19 protein-coding genes are annotated in these 22154 nt (G+C 71.3%); 4 read left to right on the forward strand and 15 right to left on the reverse strand.

What is annotated here, in order from left to right; all coding sequences use genetic code 11:
* Nucleotides 1-17 precede the first annotated feature (17 nt).
* Nucleotides 18-392, forward strand: a complete 375-nt coding sequence (locus tag QMK24_RS16725) for a cupin domain-containing protein (RefSeq protein WP_283466836.1) — start codon at nt 18-20, stop codon at nt 390-392.
* A 36-nt stretch (nt 393-428) separates the two neighbouring features.
* Here QMK24_RS16725 and QMK24_RS16730 read toward each other — a convergent pair whose 3' ends face one another.
* Nucleotides 429-1289, reverse strand: coding sequence for an esterase/lipase family protein (locus tag QMK24_RS16730; protein WP_283466838.1), 861 nt, complete (start codon nt 1287-1289; stop codon nt 429-431).
* 183 nt (nt 1290-1472) lie between these two features.
* On the reverse strand, nt 1473-2705 hold the full coding sequence (locus QMK24_RS16735) for an MFS transporter (protein WP_283466840.1): 1233 nt from the start codon (nt 2703-2705) through the stop codon (nt 1473-1475).
* A gap of 110 nt (nt 2706-2815) precedes the next feature.
* Here QMK24_RS16735 and QMK24_RS16740 point away from each other — a divergent pair, with 110 nt between their 5' ends.
* Nucleotides 2816-3283 (forward strand): PPOX class F420-dependent oxidoreductase, encoded by a 468-nt coding sequence (locus QMK24_RS16740; RefSeq protein WP_283466841.1) that lies wholly within the window; start codon nt 2816-2818, stop codon nt 3281-3283.
* 74 nt (nt 3284-3357) lie between these two features.
* On the opposite strand, the gene QMK24_RS16745 is transcribed toward QMK24_RS16740, so the two are convergent.
* Nucleotides 3358-4287, reverse strand: coding sequence for a slipin family protein (locus QMK24_RS16745; RefSeq protein ID WP_283466843.1), 930 nt, complete (start codon nt 4285-4287; stop codon nt 3358-3360).
* Nucleotides 4288-4491: 204 nt separating this feature from the next.
* Here QMK24_RS16745 and QMK24_RS16750 point away from each other — a divergent pair, with 204 nt between their 5' ends.
* Nucleotides 4492-5382 carry an alpha/beta fold hydrolase gene (locus tag QMK24_RS16750; RefSeq protein ID WP_283466919.1) on the forward strand — a complete coding sequence of 297 codons (891 nt, stop codon included), beginning with the start codon at nt 4492-4494 and terminating at the stop codon, nt 5380-5382.
* A gap of 7 nt (nt 5383-5389) precedes the next feature.
* On the opposite strand, the gene fxsT is transcribed toward QMK24_RS16750, so the two are convergent.
* The 5 genes from fxsT to fxsA form a co-directional block, all read right to left on the reverse strand.
* Nucleotides 5390-9298, reverse strand: coding sequence for an FxSxx-COOH system tetratricopeptide repeat protein (fxsT, locus tag QMK24_RS16755; RefSeq protein WP_283466844.1), 3909 nt, complete (start codon nt 9296-9298; stop codon nt 5390-5392).
* Nucleotides 9298-10641 (reverse strand): TIR-like protein FxsC, encoded by a 1344-nt coding sequence (locus QMK24_RS16760; protein WP_283466846.1) that lies wholly within the window; start codon nt 10639-10641, stop codon nt 9298-9300. Before QMK24_RS16760 ends, fxsT begins: the two co-directional genes overlap by 1 nt.
* Nucleotides 10642-10728: 87 nt before the next feature.
* On the reverse strand, nt 10729-11544 hold the full coding sequence (locus tag QMK24_RS16765; protein ID WP_349307851.1) for an AAC(3) family N-acetyltransferase: 816 nt from the start codon (nt 11542-11544) through the stop codon (nt 10729-10731).
* A gap of 13 nt (nt 11545-11557) precedes the next feature.
* Nucleotides 11558-13918 carry a radical SAM/SPASM protein FxsBH, inactivated beta-hydroxylase extension form gene (fxsBH, locus tag QMK24_RS16770; protein ID WP_283466848.1) on the reverse strand — a complete coding sequence of 787 codons (2361 nt, stop codon included), beginning with the start codon at nt 13916-13918 and terminating at the stop codon, nt 11558-11560.
* 9 nt (nt 13919-13927) lie between these two features.
* Nucleotides 13928-14098 (reverse strand): FxSxx-COOH cyclophane-containing RiPP peptide, encoded by a 171-nt coding sequence (fxsA, locus tag QMK24_RS16775; protein ID WP_283466851.1) that lies wholly within the window; start codon nt 14096-14098, stop codon nt 13928-13930.
* Nucleotides 14099-14377: 279 nt separating this feature from the next.
* On the opposite strand from fxsA, the gene QMK24_RS16780 reads away from it, so the two are divergent.
* On the forward strand, nt 14378-15313 hold the full coding sequence (locus QMK24_RS16780) for a DUF4231 domain-containing protein (protein WP_283466852.1): 936 nt from the start codon (nt 14378-14380) through the stop codon (nt 15311-15313).
* Between the two features lie 80 nt (nt 15314-15393).
* Here QMK24_RS16780 and QMK24_RS16785 read toward each other — a convergent pair whose 3' ends face one another.
* From QMK24_RS16785 to QMK24_RS16815, 7 genes are all read right to left on the reverse strand, one after another.
* Nucleotides 15394-15873 (reverse strand): hypothetical protein, encoded by a 480-nt coding sequence (locus QMK24_RS16785; RefSeq protein ID WP_283466853.1) that lies wholly within the window; start codon nt 15871-15873, stop codon nt 15394-15396.
* The gene (locus QMK24_RS16790) at nt 15870-16838 is read right to left on the reverse strand and encodes a helix-turn-helix transcriptional regulator (RefSeq protein WP_283466854.1); all 969 of its coding nucleotides are present in this window, start codon (nt 16836-16838) and stop codon (nt 15870-15872) included. Before QMK24_RS16790 ends, QMK24_RS16785 begins: the two co-directional genes overlap by 4 nt.
* 150 nt (nt 16839-16988) lie before the next feature.
* Nucleotides 16989-18017, reverse strand: a complete 1029-nt coding sequence (locus QMK24_RS16795; protein WP_283466856.1) for a S1 family peptidase — start codon at nt 18015-18017, stop codon at nt 16989-16991.
* A gap of 205 nt (nt 18018-18222) precedes the next feature.
* Nucleotides 18223-18960 (reverse strand): DUF1684 domain-containing protein, encoded by a 738-nt coding sequence (locus QMK24_RS16800; protein WP_283466858.1) that lies wholly within the window; start codon nt 18958-18960, stop codon nt 18223-18225.
* Between the two features lie 5 nt (nt 18961-18965).
* Nucleotides 18966-19175 carry a hypothetical protein gene (locus QMK24_RS16805; RefSeq protein WP_283466927.1) on the reverse strand — a complete coding sequence of 70 codons (210 nt, stop codon included), beginning with the start codon at nt 19173-19175 and terminating at the stop codon, nt 18966-18968.
* Nucleotides 19175-20179 (reverse strand): LLM class flavin-dependent oxidoreductase, encoded by a 1005-nt coding sequence (locus QMK24_RS16810; protein WP_283466861.1) that lies wholly within the window; start codon nt 20177-20179, stop codon nt 19175-19177. Before QMK24_RS16810 ends, QMK24_RS16805 begins: the two co-directional genes overlap by 1 nt.
* A gap of 731 nt (nt 20180-20910) precedes the next feature.
* The gene (locus tag QMK24_RS16815) at nt 20911-22119 is read right to left on the reverse strand and encodes a DUF5685 family protein (protein WP_283466863.1); all 1209 of its coding nucleotides are present in this window, start codon (nt 22117-22119) and stop codon (nt 20911-20913) included.
* Nucleotides 22120-22154: the final 35 nt, after the last annotated feature.

Raw genomic sequence — 22154 nt, forward strand, 5'->3', positions numbered from 1 at the left:
CTATATGGAGGTACGCCATGCCGGTTGTCCCCGCCGCCGAAGCCATCGTCCACGAGATGCACGGCATCCGTTTCGTCTCATACATCGTGCCCGCGCACGGCAGCAAGGAGCTGTGCGCCTGGCGCGGCGAGATACCCGCCGGCACCGCGGGCCCCGCCCACACCATCACCCGCGAGGAGGTCTTCCTGATGCTGAGCGGCTCGCTGAGGTTCAGCATCGACGGCGAAGTGTCCACCCTGGTGCCGGGCGACGCCGCCGTCGCCCCCGCCGGCTCCTCCCTGGGAGTCAGCAATCCCACGGAGGAACCGGCCACCATGTGGGTCACCACCAGCGTGGGCCTCGAGGCCGTGCTCGCCGACGGTTCCCGCATCTCCCCGCCGTGGGTCAACTGAACGTCGACCGAACGTCAACCGAACGTCAACTGAACGTCAACTGAACACGGATAGGCAGTTCGTCGTCGTGGCGTGCGCCGGGTCGAGGGCGTTCGCCGCCTCGTGGAAGGCGATCCGGTCGGTCAGACCGATCGCCACATGCTCGGAGATGTCGACCGCGCACAGGTCCTGCAGCAGGACGTTGTGCACATCGGGGCCCGACAGGAACTGCGTCGCGTACGGCGTCACGACTTCGTCGTACCGGGTCGCGATCACCGTGTAGTGCACCCCGGGGACGGTGTCGCCGCCCGCGTTGAGGAGCTGCTGGAAGGCCGATCCGGCCACCTGGTCGGCGAGCCCCGGAGTGATCGAGTGGATCGCGTCGGCCGCCCCCGGGAAGTACGGGAGCAGCTTCGTCAGACCGCCGAGGGTGGTTCCGTGGTTGTCGGGAGCCAGGCCGACCAGGGCGTTCACCTTCGACGCACCGCCGAGGAACTTCAGGTAGTAGCGCGGCATCATGCCGCCCTGGGAGTGCCCGACCAGGTCCGCCTTCGGCGCCGCGGTGGCCGCCAGTACGCGGTCGGTGAAGTCCGCCAGCTGCTGCGCGGAGTCCGCGATCGGGCCGAGGCCGTCGAAGAACGGAACTCCGGGCAGCTGGCCGTAGTCGAAGGAGAAGACGCAGTAGCCGCGGGCCACCAGATAGGGCGCGAAGCCGAGCCAGTTGTCGGTGCCGTTGCCGAAGGTTCCGTGCACGAGGACAACGGGACGGGGGTGCGCTGCGGATGGCCGGCAGGAGAAGTCGTTCCATCCGCTGGATGGCGCCGACTGCGCACTGGCGACGGTGGCCGCGGCCGGGGCCGCGGTCACCGCGAACGTCAGCGCCAGCGCGCTGACTAGCCGTTTCCAGGGCAGCTTCATGTGATCTCCTCGCAGGTCAGGGAAGTCTTGACACTCCGCTCACCCTGTGATCCGGATCACATGGTTGTTACGTTCACGTCAACTTACGCGCCAGTAGCAAAACTGGCCAGTTACGCGTCGGTAAAAAATTCACCGCACCGGGCACACCGGTAGCGAGGGGGTGGCGGTCAGCTCCGTCGGCCGTCAGGCGGTGAGAGTCGGCGCTTGCTCGTCGGCGTGCGGGCCGGCCGGCTTCGGCTCCGTCGGGACCTTGAGCAGGCAGTACGCCGCGGCGAGGATGCCGGCCGCGCCGACGGCGGTGAGGAGCAGGCGGTGGTCGACGACGGCGACCAGGGCGGCGCCCGTCACACCGCCCACGGCGGTGGGGGCGAAGACGAGCGTGTTCGCGGTGGCCGCGACCCGGCCGATCAGGTCGGGGGGCGTCTCCCGCTGGACGGCGGTCAGCACGGTGATCAGCACCCAGGGCAGCCCGACCCCGATCGCCGCGCCTCCGGCGAGCGCCGCGGAGACCCATGGGGTGGCGCGTACGGCGATGCCCAGGGCGAAGAGCAGCATGCCGGTGGCCGCGAAGACCCGTTCCGGCATCCGCCGCAACAGCGCTCCCGCGGCCACACCGCCGACGACGGAACCTGCGCCCTGCACCGCGTACAGCACGCCGACGAAGGCTGGCGAACGGTGCAGCCCCGCGTCGACCACCGCGTAGATCGCGGAGCTGCCGAGCGCGGACAGCAGCATGGCGGCGGAGCCGACGGCCACCAGGCGGCGCAGCAGCCGGTGCCGGCGCAGATGGCGGACGCCCGCGGCGGTCTGTTCGCGCCAGCTCGACGTGGCCGGTGACGGCGGCTCCTCCCGGACCCGGACCATCGCGAAAACGGCCGCGGCGAGCGCGAAGGTGACGGCGTCCAGTACGGCGACCGAGCCGCCGCCGAAGCGGACGAACAGGCCGGCGCCGGCCAGCGGGGCGAGGAGCTTCATCGCCTCGTTGGCCGTCATGCGCAGTCCGTTGAAGTCGCCGCGCAGCTCGCGGGGGACAGTGGCGGTGATGACGGCGGCCTCGGCCGCGTCGCACAGGACGGAAGCGGTCCCGTACAGGACGAGTACCGCGAACAGGATCCAGACCAGGTCCGCCGTACGGACCACGAGCAGCAGGGGCAGCAGCGCGGCCATCGCGGCGTTGACCCACACCAGCAGCGGGCGCCGCCGCACCCTGTCTGCCACCGTGCCGAGCAGCGGGCCGGTCAGGGTGGGGGCCCAGAGGCAGAAGCCGACCAGCGCCGCGAGACTGCTGGATCCGGTGAGCGACTTCACCCAGATACCGGCGGCCAGCATCATGGCCGAGCTGCCGAAGCCGGAGACCAGTACGCCACCCAGGTACATTCCCGCGTTGCGGTCGCGCAGGACCCTTATCGCCGTCATAACTCCCAAGCTAATGGTTGGGGGTTATGACGGCAATGGTCCGGCCACAGCGGAAGAAGCGGCGGAACGAGCAGCGGAACAAGTGGCATCCGGGCCGCGTTGGGACGGCTATGAGCCAGGAATCCGGAACCAGTCCGCTGCTCGACCTCTTGCGGCAGCACCCCCGCGGGGCGCTGGTCACCCTCAAACGCGACGGGCGTCCGCAGCTGTCGAACGTGGGGTACACCTACGACGAGAAATCCCACACGATCCGCATCTCGGTGACCGACGACCGGGCCAAGACCCGCAACCTGCGCCGCGATCCCCGGGCGAGCCTCTACGTCAGCACTCCCGACCTCGGCGCCTATCTCATCGCCGAAGGTGATGCCGAGCTGACCCCCGTCACCACCGATCCGCAGGATGCCACAGCCGACGAGCTGGTCGAGGTGTACCGGGCGATCTCCGGCGAACACCCCGACTGGGACGAGTACCGGGCCGCGATGGTCACCGACCGGCGACTCGTGGTGCGGCTGCGGGTCACCAAGGTCTACGGCTGGGGCCGCGAGGCCGGCGGAGTGAGCCTGGCCCTCGACGAATAGCGACCCAGCGACTAACGACTAACGGACGACGGGATCACCGGTCCGGGCGGACGGACCCGCGGACAGCCGGACGATCACTCCTCGTTCTTGCCCTGGGCGTTGCTCTCGATCGCCGCGGGAGCGGGCGGTGACTCGGGCACCGCCACCGGCGCGGGAACAGCGGCGAGCGGCGGGACGACGGCGGCAACCGGTGCCGGCTCAACGACCGGCGCGGCCACGGGGGCGGGGGCCGCCGCGGGAGCCGCGGGAGCCGCGGGAGTCGCTCGCTCCAGGAAGCGCAGCAGCTCCACCGGGAAGGGCAGTACCAGCGTCGAGTTCTTCTCGGCGGCGACGGCCACCACCGTTTGCAGCAGCCGCAGTTGGAGCGCCGAGGGGTTGTCCTCCATCTGCCGCGCCGCCTGGGCGAGCACCTTCGACGCCTGCAGTTCCGCGTCCGCGTTGATGATGCGGGCGCGGCGCTCGCGCTCGGCCTCCGCCTGCCGGGACATCGACCGCTTCATGGCCTCCGGCAGCGACACGTCCTTGATCTCGACCCGGTCGATCTGCACGCCCCAGCCCAGCGCCGGGCTGTCGATCATGAGTTCCAGGCCCTCGTTGAGCTTCTCCCGGTTCGACAGCAGCTCGTCCAGGTCGCTCTTGCCGATGATCGAACGCAGCGAGGTCTGGGCGACCTGCGACACCGCGAAGCGGTAGTCCTCGACCTGGATGACGGCATCGACCGCGTTGACGACCTTGAAGTACACGACCGCGTCCACCTTGACCGTGACGTTGTCGCGGGTGATGCCGTCCTGTCCTGGGATGGGCATCGTGATGATCTGCAGGTTGACCTTCCGCAGCCGGTCGATACCCGGGATGACCATGGTGAAGCCGGGGCCCTTGGGCTCGGCCCTGAGCCGGCCCAGCCGGAGAACCACTCCGCGCTCGTACTGCCGCACCACCCGGGACGCGGCGATGAAATACACCGCTCCGACCGATAGGGCGGCAGCCACCAACTCCACGATCATTGCGGCCCCCTGCCGTCATACGTGCAGTCTTCCCAGTGTACTGCGCGGGCTCCCGCCGGGCACCGGTCGTACGGGCGGGTAGCGGAAGCCGCGCCAATCAGGGTGATCTGTGCGACGGTGGGGAATGCCACGATGCACACGGTCCGGACCCGGCCTTGATGCCGTCCGGACAGGTTCTGCACGGTGCCTGAGGGGAGGCGGCTGGTGCGCAAGAAGGTGCAGGCGGCGGACGGGCGGCAGCTGGCGGTGGAGAGTGTCGGGGACCCGCGCGGGAGGCCGGTCTTCCTGCTGCACGGCACCCCGGGCAGCAGGTTGGGGCCCGCGCCACGGGGGATGGTCCTCTACCAGCAGCGCGTACGGCTGATCACCTACGACCGGCCGGGGTACGGAAGCTCCGACCGGCTGACCGGGCGGCGGGTCGCGGATGTCGCCCAGGACGTGGAGTCGATCGCGGACGCGCTGGGCATCGAACGGTTCAGCGTGGTGGGCCGTTCCGGCGGCGGGCCGCATGCGCTGGCCTGCGCCGCCCTGCTGCCGCACCGGGTGACGAAGGCGGCCGCGCTGGTCGGGCTCGCGCCCTGGGGCGCGGACGGGCTGGACTGGTTCGCCGGCATGGCGGCCTCCAACGTCCGCGAGTACACCACGGCGGCGGCCGGCCGCGACGGTCTGGCGGCCAGCCTCGTACCCCGCTCCGACGCCATCCGGGCGGACCCGCGGCAGCTGCTCGCCCAGTTGCGCTGGGAACTCACCGAGTCCGACCGCCGGGTCGTCAACGACTCCGGTATCCGGTCGATGCTGGTACGCAACTACCGCGAGGCGCTGCGTCATTCGGCGGACGGCTGGATCGACGACGCGCTGTCCTTCTGCAGCCCCTGGGGGTTCGATCCGGCCGATATCGCGGTCCCGGTCCTGCTGTGGCACGGCGAGGACGATGTCTTCTCCCCCGTCGGCCACTCCCGCTGGCTCGCCGAACGGATACCGGGCGTGACCACCATCCTGCAGCCGGCGGCGGCGCACTTCGCCGCGCTGCGCGTCCTCCCCGACATCCTGACCTGGCTCCTGTCGGAGACGACTCGGCCGATGAGAGCGGGGTAGCCGCCGCCTACACCGCCAGAGGTTCCAGGTCCCGGTGGACCCGTTTGCCCAGCCGCGCCGTCACCGTGTGCGGATGGTTCTCGCCGAGCAGCCGGGCGAGCTCGCCCGCCGCCTCCCGCGCCTGCCCGGCCTCCTGTTCGTACCCCAGCGCGGCCAGGGTGACGGACAGGTTGGCCCGGCAGACCAGGGTGTCCGGGTGGTCCGGCCCCAGGGTCCTGCGGAATCCGGCTCCGGCGGCGCGCTCCAGCTCCTCGGCCCGCTTCAGGTCTCCCGTCTCCGCCAGCACATTGGCCAGGTTGACGGCGCAGGACAGGCTGTAGGGGTGCTCCTCCCCCAGCACCTGCCGCAGAGTGCCGAGGTTGTTCTCCAGCAGCATCCGCGCCTGCTGCGGGTCGTGGCAGCCGCGCAGATAGATCGCGAGGTTGTTGACGGCGGCGAGCGTCGCGGGATGGCGGTCCCCCGGGGTTCTGCGGTACTTCCCGACGATCTCCTGCGCGAGTTCCAGCGCCGCGGTGCGCTCGCCCGTCGCATACAGGTCCGCCGCGAAGTTGAGGGTGCAGTCCAGGGTGTCCGGATTGTCGATGGTGTACTTCGCCCGGTAGTGGTCGCGGGTCTGCGCGGTGAGTTTGCGGGCCTCGTCCAGCCGCCCCGCCTTCCGCAGGGACACCGCCAGGCTCTTGGCGGTGCGCAGCGTCTCGGGGAAACTCTCGCCGAGTGCCTGCCGGTAGGAGTCGTAGGTGGTGCGCAGCAGTGTGGTGGACTCCTCGTAGTGACCCAGTTCGCGCAGGTCACGCGCGAGGTTCAGGGCCGAGAAGAGCGTGTACGGGTGCTCACCCCCCAGTACGCCCAGCCGCCGTTCCAGGATCTCCTTGTCGATGGTGCGCGCCTCCGCGTATCTGCCGACCATCCGCAGGCAGACGCCGAGGTTGTTGGCCGCCGCGAGGGTGCGGGGATGGTCCTCGCCGAAGAGGTCCGCGAAGCCGTTGTACGCCTCGGTCGCCATCTCGAGGGCCGGGCCGAACTCTCCGAGGGTGCCCAGGTCGGTGGCGAGTCCGCTGGTGGTCATGAGGATGTGGGGGTGCGAGGGGGGCAGGACGCGGCGCTGCCGTTCCAGAGTGTCGGCGTCCATGTCCCGCGCCTCCACGTACTTGCCCTGGGAGCGGAGGATGTTGGCCATGTGGAAGCGCAGATACAGGCTCTGCAGGTCGTCGGCGCCCATCTTGCGCTGCCAGGTCTCGCTGAGTTCCGCGCCCAGCGCGAGCCCGGTCCGCAGGTCACCGCGCTTCCACAGATAGCGCACCCGGTCGATGAGCAGCCGGCGGGTCTCCGGCTCGTCGCAGGTACTGGCTCCCGATGCGCCCAGGTGCGGCCAGATCTCGGTGAACCGGCTCCAGTTGTCCGGGTCGTCGGTCGGCTCCTCCTGGCGCGGCCGGGCGCCGACGAGGATACGGTGCACGGCGTGCTGGGCGTCCTCCTGCTCCTCGGGGGTGAGCTGCGAGCGGATGACGGCCTGGACGAGCCGGTGCACCTGGATGGTGTTGCTCACCCGGTCGACCTTGGCGAGGGCGAACCGGCCGATCTCCCGGATCACGCCGCCCAGCACTAGCTTCTCGCGCAGCGAGTCGTCGTACGGCACCAGCGCGCGGATCATCTCGTCGCTGTACAGCAGGTTCATGGAGATCGGCTCGGGGGCGAAGAAGGCGCACAGCTGGAGCAGCCGGACCGCCGCGGGTGAGCGTTCCTGGAGCCTGCGGATGGAGACGTTCCAGGTGGCGGCGACCGGTTCGGGGTAGTTGGCGGGCTGGTTGAGCGACAGCACCCGGGCCGCCTGTTCGTTGAGCTGCTCCAGGTAGGAGGCGACCGGGGTGGCGGTCTCGGCGAGCCAGGCGCCGGCCTGCTCGACCGCCAGTGGCAGGTCGCCGACGGCGGCGGCGACCTGTTCGGCGTCGGCGATGCTCAGCCCGGGAACGCGGCGCAGCATATGCTCGACGCTCTCCTCCCGCAGGAAGACATCGACCTGCAGGGCGTCGCCGTACTGCGACCAGGTCTGGTTGCGGGAGGTCACGAGGATGTGGCCGGGCCCGCCGGGGAAGAACCGGCGCAGTTCCTCCGGGTCGTCGGCGTTGTCGAAGACCAGCAGCCAGCGGGAGGTCGGGTTGGAGCGGGCCAGCAGGTCGCAGACCTCCTGCGCGGCCACCGCGATGTCCTCGCCGACGCGCAGTCCCAGCCGGATGGCGAGCTCGGAGAGGGCGGACTCGATGAGTTCGGTCTGTTCCGCGGAGACCCACCACACCAGGTCGTAGTCGGCCATGAAGCGGTGCACGTACTCCAGGGCGATCTGGGTCTTGCCGACGCCGCCGAGCCCGTAGAGGATCTGCGGCTGCGGGGCGGCCGCGGCCGTGCCGCCGCCGAGCTGGTCGCGCATGCGCTCCAGGACGCCGCCGCGCCCGGTGAAGGTCGGGTTGCGCGGCGACACGTTCCAGATCCTGGGCGCGGTGCCGGGAAAGCGCGGGCCGGCCGTGGCGCTGTCGCCCGACTGCTCGGCCGGCGGGGCGGAGCGGCCCATGGCGCGCAGCAGCGCGGTGGCGGCGTGCGCCTCGTCGAGCCGTACGAGATCGGCCAGTCCCTGGTCGACGAAGGTCGCGGGCAGCCGGATGTCACCGACCCGGACGGCCACCAGCTGCCGTCTGCCGCCCAAGGTGTCCCCCGCGGCCGGGCCCTCCCACACCGGGCGGGTGCCGGTGGAACGCAGATAGGCCGCCGACAGCAGCACGACGGTACGGGCCGGGACTTCGGCCCCCGGCGCGCTGGTCACGGTGTCCCACGGCAGCACGCGGAATCCGGCCCGGATGAGCTGCGCCTGGATCCAGTCCGCCCACATGCGGTCCTCGGGCACATAGCTCAGATACAGATCGGCGGGCAGCGCGGGGCGGTGGTGACGGGTGAACGTGTCGCGGTAGCGCAGCCGCAGTTCCTCGTCCATGGGCGGTAGCGAGGTCACCTGGGCGTCGGTGATGACGGTGGCGAGCCGCTCGAAGGCGGAGAGCAGCGAGGCGGTGAGGCCGGTCTCGTCGCCGAAGGTCGCCAGCGTCTCCTCGTAGGCGTAGTAGGGCCGGTACGGGATCTCCACCGAGCCCCAGTACGCGGCGAGTTCCTCGCCGGCCATGCCGTTGGGGAACCCGTCGAACTTCGTACGGGCCAGCGAGCGTCCCGCGTCGGCCTTCTCCTTCTCGCCCTCGTCGATGCGCATGGGGACGGGGAGGATGCGGATCTTGCGGTCGCGGAACCGGTCGTCGATGTGCCGGGCCACGGCGGCGGCGCCGTCGATGCTCTGGTCGCTGAGGGTGAAGCAGTCCACCAGGATGTCGGGAAGGTGGACGGTGCAGATGTCGGCTATGTCGCTGAGACCGGTCCTGCTGTCGATGAGGACGTAGTCGTAGTGCCGCTTCATGTCGTCGCGCAGCGCGTCGAAGAACTGGCCGCCGCCGAGCCGGTCGTAGAAGTTGTCCCAGTCGAAGTTGCTGACGGTCGCGGAGTATTCGCGGTTCTGCCGGCCGGCGGAGACGAAATCGAGGCTGCCGCCGTCCGGGAAAGTCCATTCGAGGGAGACCGCGTGCGGCAGGATCCGCGCGTAGTCGCGGTGCCAGTCACCGGGGCGCTGCACGGGACTGGTCGCGGCCCAGGCGAATTCGGTGATGAGGTCGATGACGCCCGAAGTGGCGCCGATGGTCGACGGGTCGAGGAAGGGGTGGAAGAACCGGTGCAGGCCCGGCGCTTCGAGGTCCCAGTCCACGACGAGGACCCGTCTGCCGTTGGCGGCCAGGATCCAGGCGGTGTTGGCGAGGGCCATGGTGCGGCCGGTCCCGCCCTTGTACGAGTAGAAGGTGACGATGCGTCCGTCACGACTGCCGCTCATCACAGTTCCTCCGCATCGTCGGGTGTGGCGCGGGGGGCCCGGTGGGATGCCGGGCCCGGGGCGATGGCCGGCGGGCCGGCTGGGTCTCCCGCGCCGACGGCTTCCGGCCCGACGAGCCGGAAGCGTTCGGGGCGCCGTCCTGTCGGGGGGAATGCCTGGGCGTGCTTGAGGTACTGGGCCGCCGCCAGCTCCACCACTTGCGGCAGGATTCCGCTGAACGCCTGCAGGCTGTGGATGCCGCTGACGGCGGACCGGCAGGCTGTGCGGCCCTGGTCCATCTTGAAGGGCATGGTCTCGTCCACGGCCGCGGTCAGCGCGTCCTCCGCCGCGTGGCTCTCCGGGTCGTCACGGTTCCACGGCACCATGACACTGACCCAGGGCTGCGGGGAAGCGTCTAACCGGCCGAGCCGTTCACGCCGCTTGGGATCACTCAGCGCCCAGCGGTCCAGCAGCAGTATCTCGGGGCCCGTGGGGGCCGTCTTGTCGTCCTGGCGGTCGGGCTCCTCGTCGAAGGAGACCAGGGTCGCCTGATAGTCGAGGCTGTGCGCCAGGTCGGCCGCGAAGGAGGCCAGCGGCCGGGCCGACGAGGGGTGGAAGGGGTTCCAGTCCAGGGCGCTCTCCCCGTAGTAGTCCGTGCTGCGGCCCTCCGGCGGACGGTCCCGGGTGGCGGCGGCCACGGTGACCCGCAGATTGCGTGCCCCGCGCGGGGTGCCGAAGGCGCTGGGGACCTTGCGGTAGTCGACGGCGGGCCCCGGTTCCACCCCGCCGGACTGGGCGACGCTGACGATGCGCTTCGCGAGTTCGTAGACGGCGCGTTCGTAGTCCTCACGGAAGATCCGGAGCTTGATCAGCCCGTACAACCCCTCCGTCACATAGGGGACGCCGAAATCCCGGTGGTTGAACTGCAGGCGCTCGGCGGCTCCGGGCAGCGCGTGCGGCGCGACGGGTACCCACAGCGCGGGCACGATCGCGTCGGTGGCCCGGTTGCTGCGGGTGTGCTGGTGGATGGCGCGCTGGGCGAAGGCGTACCACTCCTTGCCGCACTGGGCGCTTCCGAAGTAGCGGGGCGAGAAGAGCGGTACGAAGACCCGGCAGGTGGCGAGGGATTCCGCGAGCCGCTCGGACCAGCCCTCGCCGGAGTGGATCTCCCGGTCCATGAACCCGGCGGCGGAGCCGGCCGGCAGGTCCGTCAGCGCCATGACGTGACCGCACAGGTCCTGGTAGAGCCGCTCGACCCACATGTCCGGGTCGGGCACCGCCGAGCCGTACCGCGGCGTATGCGCATAGCTCAGAAAGAAATACGGCGCATGGTCGCCGGACCGCTCTTGTCCCGGTACGTGCACGCGTACCCCCCGTCCACTTGCGGTGACTGCCAGTTTAGGAAGGCGCGGTGCATTCGGAACATCAATGCGAGTATTCGGGCCGGGCAATCACGGACGAGCACCCCCGCAACGGCGATTTTCGGTCAGCCATACGGAACCGAAGTCCACGGCTTCCTTGATCCGCAGCAGCACAGAAGCCGCGCCGCCCACTTTTCCGTGCAGAACCGCCTCCGGGTATGGCGGCCGCGTCAATCCGGACTTTTCGAACGCCATTCCCAGTTCTTCGAAGTCCCGGTCGTCCAGGTCGACATCCTCGTACGACGTCCAGCGGCGTTCTCCGTCCCGCAGGACCACACACCGGTACATTCGCCGCGGCGGATCCGGAATTCGGTATTCCGAGAGATGGAAGCTACTGCAGACGTCGTATCCGACCCCGATCATCAGCACACTGGCCCCCGCGTCGTACAGCCGGGCCAGCGGGGACCGCTCCCCCAGGTGGCAGGTGCCGTCATGATCCGCCAGCAGCTCCGCCGCACGGGCGCCGACAGCGGCGAACGAGGTCTGCGGATGGGTGCTGCGCACCGCCCCGGGGGCCCGTCTGACCGCCTCCGCCAGCGCGCCCATGGCCGGTGCTGGGGTATGCGCCGGATCGAACGGCGGCATGGCGTCCCGGTACCGGGCGAGCTGCCCGGCGGACATCCCCCGGGTGCGCTCCCGGTAGTGCGGCGACGTGTCGGAGTTCTCCGCGGTGAACGACGGCACGACCACGGTGCCGCCGGGGCCCAGTACCGCGCGCAGCGCCGTCAGTACGGCCTCGGCCGCTCCCGGAACCGTCCTCATCGACCGCAGTGAGGCGTGCACCAGCAGGGTCATACCGGGCCGCACTTCCAGGCTCCGCAGTTCGGCGGCGAGCCTCTCCAGCACCGGGTCCGCCTCCTCAGCGGCCGGACGCGAAGGCGTCCCGCAGCCCTGAGACGAACCGCTGCCCCAGCGGTGTGAGCGCGCCGGAGCCCGTCAGCACCTCCAGTGCCCGCCCCGTCGCGCCGTCGCGCGGCCCGTCCGGCTGGAGCGCACCCGTCGCGACGCGGGCGCAGGCGTCCGCGAACACCTCGCCCACCGGGACCGGAGCAACGCGCCAGGGCACCCGATACAGCCTCGGGTCGGCCTCGTCGTACAGCTCGCACAGCCCGAGCAGCGCGTCCAGTTTCGCGTACTGGAATCCGCCGACGAGCGCACGGGCGAGCACGGCCGGGTCCCCACCCGGATCCTCGGTGGAGCTCTCCAGCAGGGCGATCCCCAGGGCGCCGAAACCGCGCGCGCCGCCCGCCGGATCCGCCGGGTCCGGGAGCGTCAGCAGCGGTGTGAGTGTGGTGAGTCCTGCGGCGAGTTCGGAGGCGCGGCCCGGCGCCATCGCCTGGACGAGGTCCCACGCACTGGCCGTCGAACGCTGCCACCGCGCCGCCTCCGCGCTGTCCAGCCGGTCGCTGACGGGCCGCCCGTAGCAGCGGCGGTAGGGGTCGGTGTCCTCCAGCGACAGGTCGAGGCGGCCGGCCCGCAGCCGCCGCACCGGCTCCCAGCGGCCGCCGGCCGCGTCAACGGATCCGGTGCCCAGGTCCACGCTTCCGGTGCCCAGGTCCAGCCGGCCGACGCGCAGTTCACGGCCGTCCGCCCGTACCGTCAGGCCGTCCTCGCCGGCCGTCAGCTCCGCGACGGCGGCACCGCTCGCACGTCCCCCCAGGGACACCCGGCCGAGCGTCGGCAGCTGGACGGCGCCGTCGACGACCGGGACCAGGAGCCGGCCGGAAAGCCCGGCCCGCAGCAGCGCCGCGGCGGCGAGCGAGGCGAGGTGCCCGGCCTCCGGCAGCGGGGCGCCGCCGCGTGCGGGATCCCGGCCGTTCAGCAGTTCCAGACAGCGCAGCGCCCAACTGCGGGTGTACGGGTGGGCCAGTACGGAGTCCAGCGTGTCACCGCGCTGGTCCAGGCCGGTGACGAGCTGCCAGGCCGGGTCCCACAGCTCACCGCCACGCTCCCCCAGCGCCTCGTTCACCAGGGCCAGCAGACCGCGGGTCACTTCGTGCTGGGCCGCGGCGAGGGCCAGGACCGCCGTGCCGTCGTCCGTCCCCGCAGCCAGTTCCACCAGGTCCTTGACCGGCGCCCCGACGGAGCCGGCGGTGGGCCCGGCCGGCGAGGTGCGGGCCGTTACCGTCTCGACCAGCGTCTTCAGGTCCGCGCAGAAGACGGACGGGTTGTCGAAGCCGGAGCCGGTGCGGTACCGGTGCGCGTAGAGGCCGCCGCCGCAGGAGGTGACCACCGGGCAGGACCGGCACTCCTGGCTGAGCCCGGCCATCCCGTGCTGCCGGGCGGTCACGCCGGGGTGCCGGGCGGCGGCGTCGAAGGGGTGCGAGAAGACGTCGAAGCCGGTGGCGGGAGCTCCGTCGTACGCGGTCTTCAGAGAATCGGCCTGTTCCAGGGTGCCGTCGGTCTCGATGACGACCAGATCGGTGGGGCCGAGCCCCATCGACTCGGTCAGGCTGGGCCCGCCGCTCAGTGTGGAGAGCACCGAGTCGAAGATCCGGACCGGCACCGGGCGGCCCTGGCCGTTCCACCGGTCGAAGACCGACAGCAGCCAGTCGGCGTACTCGGTCGGCAGACCGCCGGGACGGGCCGGCGGCTCGTCCCAGGTGGCGTGCGGGAGCAGGAAGTCGATACGCGGCGGCCCCAGTTCGACCAGCGCGTCGTACACCGCGAGCGGGTCGTTGGCCACGTCGATGGTGCAGAGCAGGCCCGCGTAGAGATGACGGTAACGATTCTGCCGCAGCAGGGCGACCGCCTCCAGCACCTGCCGATGGCTGCTGCGTCCGTCGGCGTATCGGCGGTGGCGGTCGTTGGCTGCCTTGTCCCCGTCGAGGGAGATCCCCACCCGCACCCCGTACTCGGCGAAGATGTCGAGATACCGCTCGCTGAGCTGCACGCCGTTGGTGTGGATCCGCAGATCCAGCGCACAGACCCCGTCCAGCGCGCGGTGCAGCTCCTCGCAGATCCGGCGCAGCCGCGCCGGACCCGCGAGCAGTGGCTCGCCTCCGTGCAGGATGACGTGCAGGGAGGGCAGTGCGTGTGTCTTCGCGTGCTCGGCCAAGCGCAGCGCCGTCCAGGAGATGGTCTCGTCCGAGATCACCTTCGGCCGGGCGCTCCAGCTCTGATCAGCGTGTTCGTAGACATAGCAATGATCACAAGCCAGGTCACATCTGCTGTGAACCTTCAGTACGAACTGGCGGAATGGGACCAGCGGTCCAGTCATTCCGCAATACTAGAGCGAGGACTGGAAAGTCGGGACCGCCGGAGTGAGGCGCTCAAGGGCGGGCAGAGTACGACGCAAGGTCTTGATGACACCGGGATCACTCTGTGCGTCGAGCCGCTCCAGCGGAACACGGCGCAACTTCGGGACTTCGGGATAGCGGATATTCGCTGGAGTGTTCACGGCAGTCCTTGGGCGCGAGGCGGCGCGAAATGATCTCTCTGGATCACTGCGCCGGCAGCAGTATCGTCGCCGTGGACATTACTCCGCGCACCCTTCGCACGCGAGGTGAACAGGGTTACCCTAACCCCCTAATAACAACTGTGACCACCTGAATGAGTGAACCCAACGTCACTGATCAGGACTTTTCACGAGCGTCAGTGTCGCCGAGGGGGTCACCTGTTCAGACCAGCCGTCGCGCGGCATCCCGGTGTCGTCCGCCGGACGCGAACGGGGGCGCGCATGGAGGGGCCAGGCGATGCCGTCCGGCGGAGCGCCGTCTTCGGTGACGCGGACCTGCCCAAGCTCTTCCAGTTCGCCGATTCCGCCGCGGTCTCACGGCAGCAGTACACCCTGCACTCGGCCAGACGGCAGTTGGTGCTGCTCGTCGCGGCGGCCGCGTTCTCGGCGCTTCCCTGGCGGCTGACGGCCCGCCATATCGACTTCTTCGCGCTGCTCAGCGCGTTGCTGTATGTCGCCGCGCTGGTCTTCGTCTGGCAGGCGGCCCGCCATCGGCACAAGGTCCACTGGCAGTTGCACCGCACCGCCGCCGAGTTCCTGCGCTCCCAGTGCTGGAGCTACGCGGTCTGCGGAGCGCCCTTCGACAGCGGGGCGCCCGACCCGGAGGGGCTGTTCGCGGTCAAGGCGAACGACGTGCTGGGCCGGCTGCGGGCGATCGGCTGGCGCGATCCGCGCCCGCCCGGTACCTCGTTCGCCGACCCGGACCTGGTGACGCGGTCCATGCGGGAGCTGCGCGCGAAGGCATTGACGGTACGCAGAGAGGTGTATGTACGGGACCGCGTCATGGAGCAGCGGGACTGGTACCACCGCCGGGCGCAGGAGTCCCGGCGGGCCGCGCTCCTGTGGTCCGCGGTGACGGTGTCGGCCACGGTCGCCGCACTCGCCGGGGCGTTGGCGAATGCCTTCGAATGGGGCACGTCGATGGACGTCGTCGGCCTGGCCTCGGCGGCGGCGGCCTCGAGCGTCGCCTGGACCGAACTACGGCAGTACCAGCCGCTGGTGGCGGCGCACTCGCTGGTGGCGCAGGAGTTGAGCGGGATGGCCGTCACGCTGGCGAAGGTCACATCCCCGCAGGGATGGGCGGCCGAGGTGGAGACCGCCGAGGCCGTCATCTCCCCCGACCACACCGCCTGGCTGGCGCGGCACGGCGGCCGCTGACCGGCCGCCGGCGCGCGCACGACGTGGTGCGGCGGCGACCCCGCTTGCCACGAGCTCGCTCCCTGCCGCGCACCGGGTCGTCAGTCCCGTTCCACGCCGGGCTGCCAGATCACCGTGACGGGGGTTCCGGTGCGCCGGGCGTACTCCACGATGTCCGCCGTCCCGCCGTGGCCGCGGGCGGGCCGGCCGTCCCACACCGCGAGGATCAGGTCGCTGTGGTCCGCGACGTAGACGCCCGCCGCGTAGAACGCCTGGTCGGAGACCTCGGGGAAGTCCATGCGGACGTGGGTGTGCGCGCGGTCCAGGAGGCGGTGGTAGCGGTCGAGTTCGTCGGCGCCGGCGAAGGAGACCTCGTAGCCGGCGCAGGGGGTGACGACCGTCAGTTCGGCGCCGCAGTCCAGGGCGACCTCGGCGAAGAGCTGGTCGGCTCCGGCGGCGAGGCTGCTCAGCGCCTCGACCGGCCCGGGATGTTCGCGGACGGCCGCCGTCAGGGTGTCGCGCGCCAGCCCGTACACCGCGTCGGGGATGTTGCGGTGGCCGGTCACTCCGATCCTGGTCACCGCGGTGGCGTCCGGTCCGCGGCCCGCAGCAGACGGGCGGCCACCACCCGTAGCTGGTCGGCGAGTTCGGGCGGCTCGTGCACCTCGAACTCGACTCCGAGCAGGGCGATGAAGACGGTGATGCCGTCGAGCGACTCGGCGCCGGTGCGCAGTTCGCAGGTCCGGTCGTCGATCGCCTCGATCGTGCCGAAGCCCGTCCAGCCGAAGTCGGCGACGGCCTCGGCGGAGGTGTGGAGGGTGACCCGTGCCTGGTAGCGGTACGCCCGGGAGGTGACGCCCTTGGCGACGTATGCCGCCGCGTCCTCGGGAGGTTCGCGCGGTGTGAAGCGCGGCCCGGTCGGCGACTTGGGCTCGATCCGGTCGACGCGGAAGATCCGCCAGTCCTCCCGGCCGGTGTCCCAGGCGAGCAGGTACCAACGGCGGCCGTGGTTGACCAGGCGGTACGGCTCGACGGTACGGCGGCTGGGCGTGCCGCTGTGGTCGCTGTAGTCGAACCGCAGCCGTTCGCGGTCGCGGCAGGCCGCGCCGATGACGGTCAGCACCTCCTGGCCGACGGTCGCCCGGCCGGGCGCGGGTGCCGGGACGGTGATCGCCTGCATCGCCTGGACCCGGTGCCGCAGCCGGGAAGGGAGCACCTGCTCCAGCTTGGACAGCGCCCGCACCGAGACCTCCTCGATCCCGGCGACCGTGCCGCCCACCCCGGTACGCAGGCAGAGCGCCACGGCGACCGCCTCCTCGTCGTCCAGGAGCAGCGGCGGCAGTGCGGCGCCCGCGCCGAGCCGGTAGCCGCCGGCCGTGCCGGGGGCGGCGTGCACCGGATAGCCGAGGGTCCGCAGCCGGTCGACGTCGCGGCGCACCGTGCGCGCCGTGACGTGGAGGCGTTCCGCGAGGTCCGGTCCCGACCAGTCGCGCCGGGACTGGAGGAGCGAGAGCAGGCGCAGCAGGCGCGCCGAGGTCTCCAACATGCGTCCAGTCTGCCAGCTGTCGCGGACAGCTACTGACCGCATGGATACGTGGAATACCGGACCGGCGCGCCCGCGCCGGAGCCCCCGCCGGCAGGGTCGGCGGGGGCTCCGTCCTGCTCATCGCAGGTTGGGGGGAGCGTCCGTGATCGGTCAGTAGACGCTGACGCCGTAGGCGCTGAGCGCCTCGGTGACCGGCTGGAAGAACGTGGTCCCGCCGGAACTGCAGTTGCCGCTGCCGCCCGAGGTGAGGCCGACCGCGATGGTGCCGTTGTAGAGCGAGCCGCCGCTGTCGCCGGGCTCGGCGCAGACGTTGGTCCTGATCATGCCGTAGACGATGTCACCGCCGCCGTAGTTGACGGTGGCGTTGAGGCCGGTGACGGATCCGCTGTGGACACCGGTGGTGGAGCCGCGGCGCTTGACGGGCTCACCGACGTAGGCGTTGCCCGCGCTGGTTATGTCCTGGCTGCCGACCGTTCCGGGGTGCGAGACCGAGGGGTTGTCGTAGCGGACGATGCCGTAGTCGTTGCCCGGGAAGCTGTTGCCGGTGGTCGGGCCGATGGAGGTGCCGGAGGATGTGCTCCAGGCCGGGTACCCGGAGGTGCAGTGGCCGGCGGTGAGGAAGTAGTACGTGCTGCCGCTGCGGACGTTGAAGCCCACCGAGCAGCGCCACTGGCTGGTGTATATGGCGTCGCCACCGGAGAGCAGCTTGCTGAACGTGCCCGCCACGCGGTTGATGCTGACGGCGTCGCCGTAGCCTCCGGTGGCCTGCTTCAGCCGGGCGAGCTGGGCGGCGGTCACCCGGCTGTCGACACTGACGTCGAGCTTGTTGGTCCTGGGGTCGATGGACCAGGCCGTGCCGGCGATGTCGGCTGCCCTGGTGGCTTCGCCGGCCCTGCTGAGCTGTTCCGCGCTGAACCGGACGGTCCTGGGTACGGCGCCGGCCGCCCGTACGGCGTTGGCCGCCGCGTCCGAGGTGACGTTGACGACGGTGGCCTTGGCCGCCGCGTCATAGTAGGTGCCCGCGGTGGTGGCGGAGCCGAGCGAGGTGGCTACCGCGGCAGCGGTCTCCGGGGATGCCGTGGCCGATGGGGCGGCGCCGGCCGCGGGCAACGAGAACGCGGTGGCGGCCAGCAGGCCGGACGTCACGGCGATCACGCTCACGCGTCGGGAGATCTTCATTCATTCCTCCTGTGGGGGGTGGAGGTCTGCCGGGCCCGCCGGAGCCGCACCGAATACCGAACTCGGCGTGACCCTGACAAGCACTGGAGGGGAGTATTCAGAGACCGCGCGCAACACACAAGGGCGCCTTTCGGCCGCGATACACCGGCGTGGCGGCGCCCCGGCGGTCGTGCGCACCGCCGGGGCGCGGGCAGCTGACGCCATCTCAACCGGTGAGAACCCTGCTCTCACCCGCTTCCAGCGCGAACGGCAGCGTGTTGCCGGGCGGCGGGAACGGGCAGACGAACGCGTCGGCGAAAGCGCACGGCGGGAGCAGCATCCGGTTGAAGTCCAGCACCACGCCGCCGTCCGCGGCGGGCGCGGGGGTCCGCAGGAAACGGAAGCGGTAGCTGCTTCTGCCGCTGGTCGCGTCGGCGATGACGCCCCAGAGCGTGCCGTCCGCCTCGACCGCGACCGCGAGCGTGTGCTCCGTACCGTCCACGGTGAAGGCCAGTTCGCCGCTGACGCCGAGCTCGCGCTCCCGGCCGTCGGCGTGCGGCACGCGCACGGCGCGGCCCTCGGGGTACGGGCGGAAGTCCGCGCGCAGCACCCACCGTTCGTCGTAGCCGAAGGCGTCGATCCCCGCGAAGTCGCGGCGGGCGTCGGAGGCCGGGTCCCAGATCCGGATGGCGAGCAGGCCCTCGCGGTCGATCGCCACGATCCGCTTGTCACCGAACAGCACCGGCTCGCCCTCGGGGACCAGCCGCCCGAAGACGCCGTCACCCCGGTGGACCACCGCGCCGTCCTCCTCCCGCCACTCCCCCGGCAGCCCGGGAATCTTCCCGTCCTCGGCGTCCGACAGCCAGTACGTGCCGGTCAGCGCCAGTGGCCCGTACGGCGCCCCGACCGACTCGGTGCGCCGCTCGCGCCAGTTCTTCCAGACCTGCTCAGTCTCGGTACTCATAGTGATCAAGCCTTCCATAGCGGCTGCGGCAGGCCGAGATGCTCGCGCAGCGTCATGCCCTCGTATTCCGTGCGGAACGAGCCGCGCTCCTGCAGGAGCGGGGCAACCCGGTCCACGAAATCGTCGAGCCCGCCGGCGAACGCGTCCGATGGCCGGAATTGGACCGTCCGGATCGTCGGCGCAGAGATCCCCGGCCCGGCGGCCAGGAATCCCATCAGGGCCTGTCCGGGCGGTCGAGGCCGAGGTGTTCGCGCAGGGTCGTGCCCGGCTGGAAGCGGCGGAACAGTCCGCGCTGCTGAAGCACCGGCACGGTCGCGTCCACCAGCCGGGCCGTGTCCCGGCGCGGATCGGCGGGCCGTACGTGGAAGCCGTCGGCGGCTCCGTCGCGGTGCCAGTCGCCGAACAGGTCGGCGAGGGCCACGGCGTCGGCCGGGTCGTACAGTGCGACGGCGAGAGAGATCAGGACCGTCAGCCGGTCGGGGTCGCGGCCGCGGGCCGCCGCGCGGCGGCGCAGGTCGGCGCGGGCCTCATGGGCCTGCCGCTCCGCGTCCGGGCCTTCGACCCGTATGTACGCCACGTCGGCGTGGAGCGCGGCCACCTCGCGCCGCAGCGCCGGCGTCGCGTCGATCGCCATCACCGGCCGTCCCTGGGGCGGTCTCGGGACCGTCGACGGGCCGCGCACGCCGAACCGCTCGCCCTCGAAGTCGGCATGGTGCACCTTGTCGCGGTCGATGAAGCACCCGGTCGGCAGATCACGGATCTCGGCGTCGTCCTCCCAGCTGTCCCCCAGCCGGGCGGCCACGTCCGCGGCCTCTCCCGCCTCCCGCCACGGCACGTCGTCCGGTGCGGTCGGCCGCCGTCCGAAGTGCCGGGCCCCGGCCTCGGTGTCCGGGACCTTCACCGTCCAGCCCGCCCGGCCGCGGCTGACCCGGTCGAGCGTGGCGAGGGCCGGCGAGACATGGAACGGCTCGGTGTGGGTCGTGGTGACGGCCGGCACCAGGCCGATCCGGTCGGTGGCGGTCGCGACCCGGGTGAGGACGGCGAGCGCGTCGAGCCGCCCGCCACCGCCCTCGGGCAGCGCCGGGTAGTCGTCAAGCGTGACGAAATCCAGTGCGCCGCGCTCCGCGAGCCGGGCCAGTTCCACGGAGTAGGGGGCCTCGTACTGCTCCGGGCCGTCGATCGCGACGGCCAGGTGCAGTGGGCGGATGGGGCGTGCCATGGGTCTGCCTTCCAGAGGCGGGGCGGGAAGCGGGAGCGGGGGTGCCGGAGGCGGTGGGCCGCGGTGGGCCGCGGTGGGCCGCAGCTCAACGGCTCAGCGGCTCGTGGGCTCAGGAACTCGGTGGCCTCGTACACGCCGTGTCGTACTGGCGGAAGGCGGGCGCGTCGTTCCGCCGGAAGGCGGGCGCTGGTCCGCGGCCGGGCGAACGCCTCGGCGAAAGGACGTGGTCGTCGTCGTGGTCGTGCGATCCGGACAGCTCCGCGCGAGGGCGGGCGCCGGCCACAACAGCCACGGCAGATAACGGACCGGGGGATGCGGGCATGTGGAGGCTCCGTGGACACTCGGAAGAATCACGGGAATTCGCCTGCACACAAGCCGCGTCCCTCAACGCGACGGGGTCATCACGACCCTGGCATGAGGCTAAGCCCAGGCCATCGCCCGCTGTCAAGCATGTCCAACTGGTGGGCACCGCGTCTCAGCGCGGTTGACGGATGATTCAACGGCTGTTCCACTGGCCCCATGCGTAGCTGTCAGCTGGTCACCCGTGACCACATCGACTTCGGTCGAGTGTGGTCGTCCTCGTGTTGTCGCTGACCATGTAGTTCCGCCCGTGATCCGGCCCGCGCGCTCTGCCGCCCCGGCTTTTCCTGACAGCCCTGTCGCCTTCGCACACGCATTCCCCTTCTCTCCCTCCCTCGTGCATTCGCCCGCTTCGAGTTCGAGAAGGTCCTTCAACAGCCGCAGTCACAACCGCAGTCGCAGCAATCGCAACCATCACAGCAGTCGCAGGCATCGCAGCAATCGCAGTCGCAGTCCCGGCACCAGCCCTCGCGGCGATTGCCGTTCCACGGATCGTCGTAGTGGTCCCGGCAGCACAACTGACAGGTGCAGCAGAGACCGCTCCACACCGCGCACCCGGCTATCAGCCCACGGCGGCGCGGCGGTTCCGGCGGCGGAAAGCCGTTGGGCGGAAAGCCCGGGCCACTCGGTGCGTAAGGGCTCTGGCCCGGCGCGTACGGATTGCCGCCCGGCTGCTGCAGAACCGGCGGCCGCTGCGCCGACTGCTGATGCCCGCACGAGCCCCCGAAGGCGCGGTCCACCGAGCGACGCAGCTCGTGGGCGAGCAGTACATGCACGAGCCGGCCGTCGCTGAACTCGGCGTCCTTCAGCGCGAGCCGCACCCCGCGTACCGCGTCGTCGCACAGCCGGCGCGCCTCGGCGCGGCCGGTGCCGGTCGCCGTCAGCGGGTTCCACGCACCGGACGCCGCGTCAGCGGCCTGGTCCTCGACCGCGTCCAGCAGATGCGCGAGACGGCCGAAGAGCCGTCCCGCCTCCTCCAACGGCGCGCGGTTGCCGGGCCGTCCGGCGAGTACCGCCGTGTAGCCGAAGGCCGCCGCGGTCGCCGTCTCGGTCGGTTCGGTGACCGTGAGCAGCGGGGTGCCGATCCGGGCCAGCGTCTCGATCCCGGCCTGCCGGTCTACCGCGTCCACCAGCACCGCCGTGTCGAAGCCGAGTCCGCTACCGGTTCGTGCCCCGGCCCGGTCCCAGCGCCGGGCGACGGTCCGCGCCGCCGCCGCGACCGGACGCCGCGCCATGGCGCCGTCCTTGTCGTCGATGTGGTCGCGCATCTTCGCCGACGCGAGCACGAGCGAGACGGCGGCGGCCAGCCGGGCGCCCTCGCCCTTCACCACCGGGGCGGTCCGCATGCCGCGCAGCGGGCAGGGGCCGGCGGTCCGCCGCCACTTCCCCGACCGGTCCGCGCCCGGGACCTGGGCCTCGACAAGCGCCGAAATGATCAGGCCGTCGTAGTTCGTGGCGATCCGGGCCAGCTGCCCGTGGTCGTCGCGCAACGCGAGGCATAGGCCGCACAGGTGCGCCATCCAGGAAGTCGCAAGTCCCTCCGGCATCCTGTGCCGGCACGGCCTGATAATTCCGAACAACGCTCCCCCACCGGCTTGATCATACGATCGGCCCG

The sequence above is a fragment of the Streptomyces sp. PH10-H1 genome (genome assembly GCF_030063355.1).
Taxonomy (GTDB): Bacteria; Actinomycetota; Actinomycetes; order Streptomycetales; family Streptomycetaceae; genus Actinacidiphila.

What these genes read in the sequence shown, in the direction of transcription:
- QMK24_RS16725 (WP_283466836.1), top strand. Translation starts at nt 18, where the DNA reads ATGCCGGTTGTCCCCGCCGCCGAAGCCATCGTCCACGAGATGCACGGC.
- QMK24_RS16730 (WP_283466838.1), bottom strand. Translation starts at nt 1,289, where the DNA reads ATGAAGCTGCCCTGGAAACGGCTAGTCAGCGCGCTGGCGCTGACGTTC.
- QMK24_RS16735 (WP_283466840.1), bottom strand. Translation starts at nt 2,705, where the DNA reads ATGACGGCGATAAGGGTCCTGCGCGACCGCAACGCGGGAATGTACCTG.
- QMK24_RS16740 (WP_283466841.1), top strand. Translation starts at nt 2,816, where the DNA reads ATGAGCCAGGAATCCGGAACCAGTCCGCTGCTCGACCTCTTGCGGCAG.
- QMK24_RS16745 (WP_283466843.1), bottom strand. Translation starts at nt 4,287, where the DNA reads ATGATCGTGGAGTTGGTGGCTGCCGCCCTATCGGTCGGAGCGGTGTAT.
- fxsT (WP_283466844.1), bottom strand. Translation starts at nt 9,298, where the DNA reads ATGAGCGGCAGTCGTGACGGACGCATCGTCACCTTCTACTCGTACAAG.
- fxsBH (WP_283466848.1), bottom strand. Translation starts at nt 13,918, where the DNA reads ATGACTGGACCGCTGGTCCCATTCCGCCAGTTCGTACTGAAGGTTCAC.
- QMK24_RS16780 (WP_283466852.1), top strand. Translation starts at nt 14,378, where the DNA reads ATGGAGGGGCCAGGCGATGCCGTCCGGCGGAGCGCCGTCTTCGGTGAC.
- QMK24_RS16790 (WP_283466854.1), bottom strand. Translation starts at nt 16,838, where the DNA reads ATGTTGGAGACCTCGGCGCGCCTGCTGCGCCTGCTCTCGCTCCTCCAG.
- QMK24_RS16795 (WP_283466856.1), bottom strand. Translation starts at nt 18,017, where the DNA reads ATGAAGATCTCCCGACGCGTGAGCGTGATCGCCGTGACGTCCGGCCTG.
- QMK24_RS16800 (WP_283466858.1), bottom strand. Translation starts at nt 18,960, where the DNA reads ATGAGTACCGAGACTGAGCAGGTCTGGAAGAACTGGCGCGAGCGGCGC.
- QMK24_RS16805 (WP_283466927.1), bottom strand. Translation starts at nt 19,175, where the DNA reads ATGGGATTCCTGGCCGCCGGGCCGGGGATCTCTGCGCCGACGATCCGG.
- QMK24_RS16810 (WP_283466861.1), bottom strand. Translation starts at nt 20,179, where the DNA reads ATGGCACGCCCCATCCGCCCACTGCACCTGGCCGTCGCGATCGACGGC.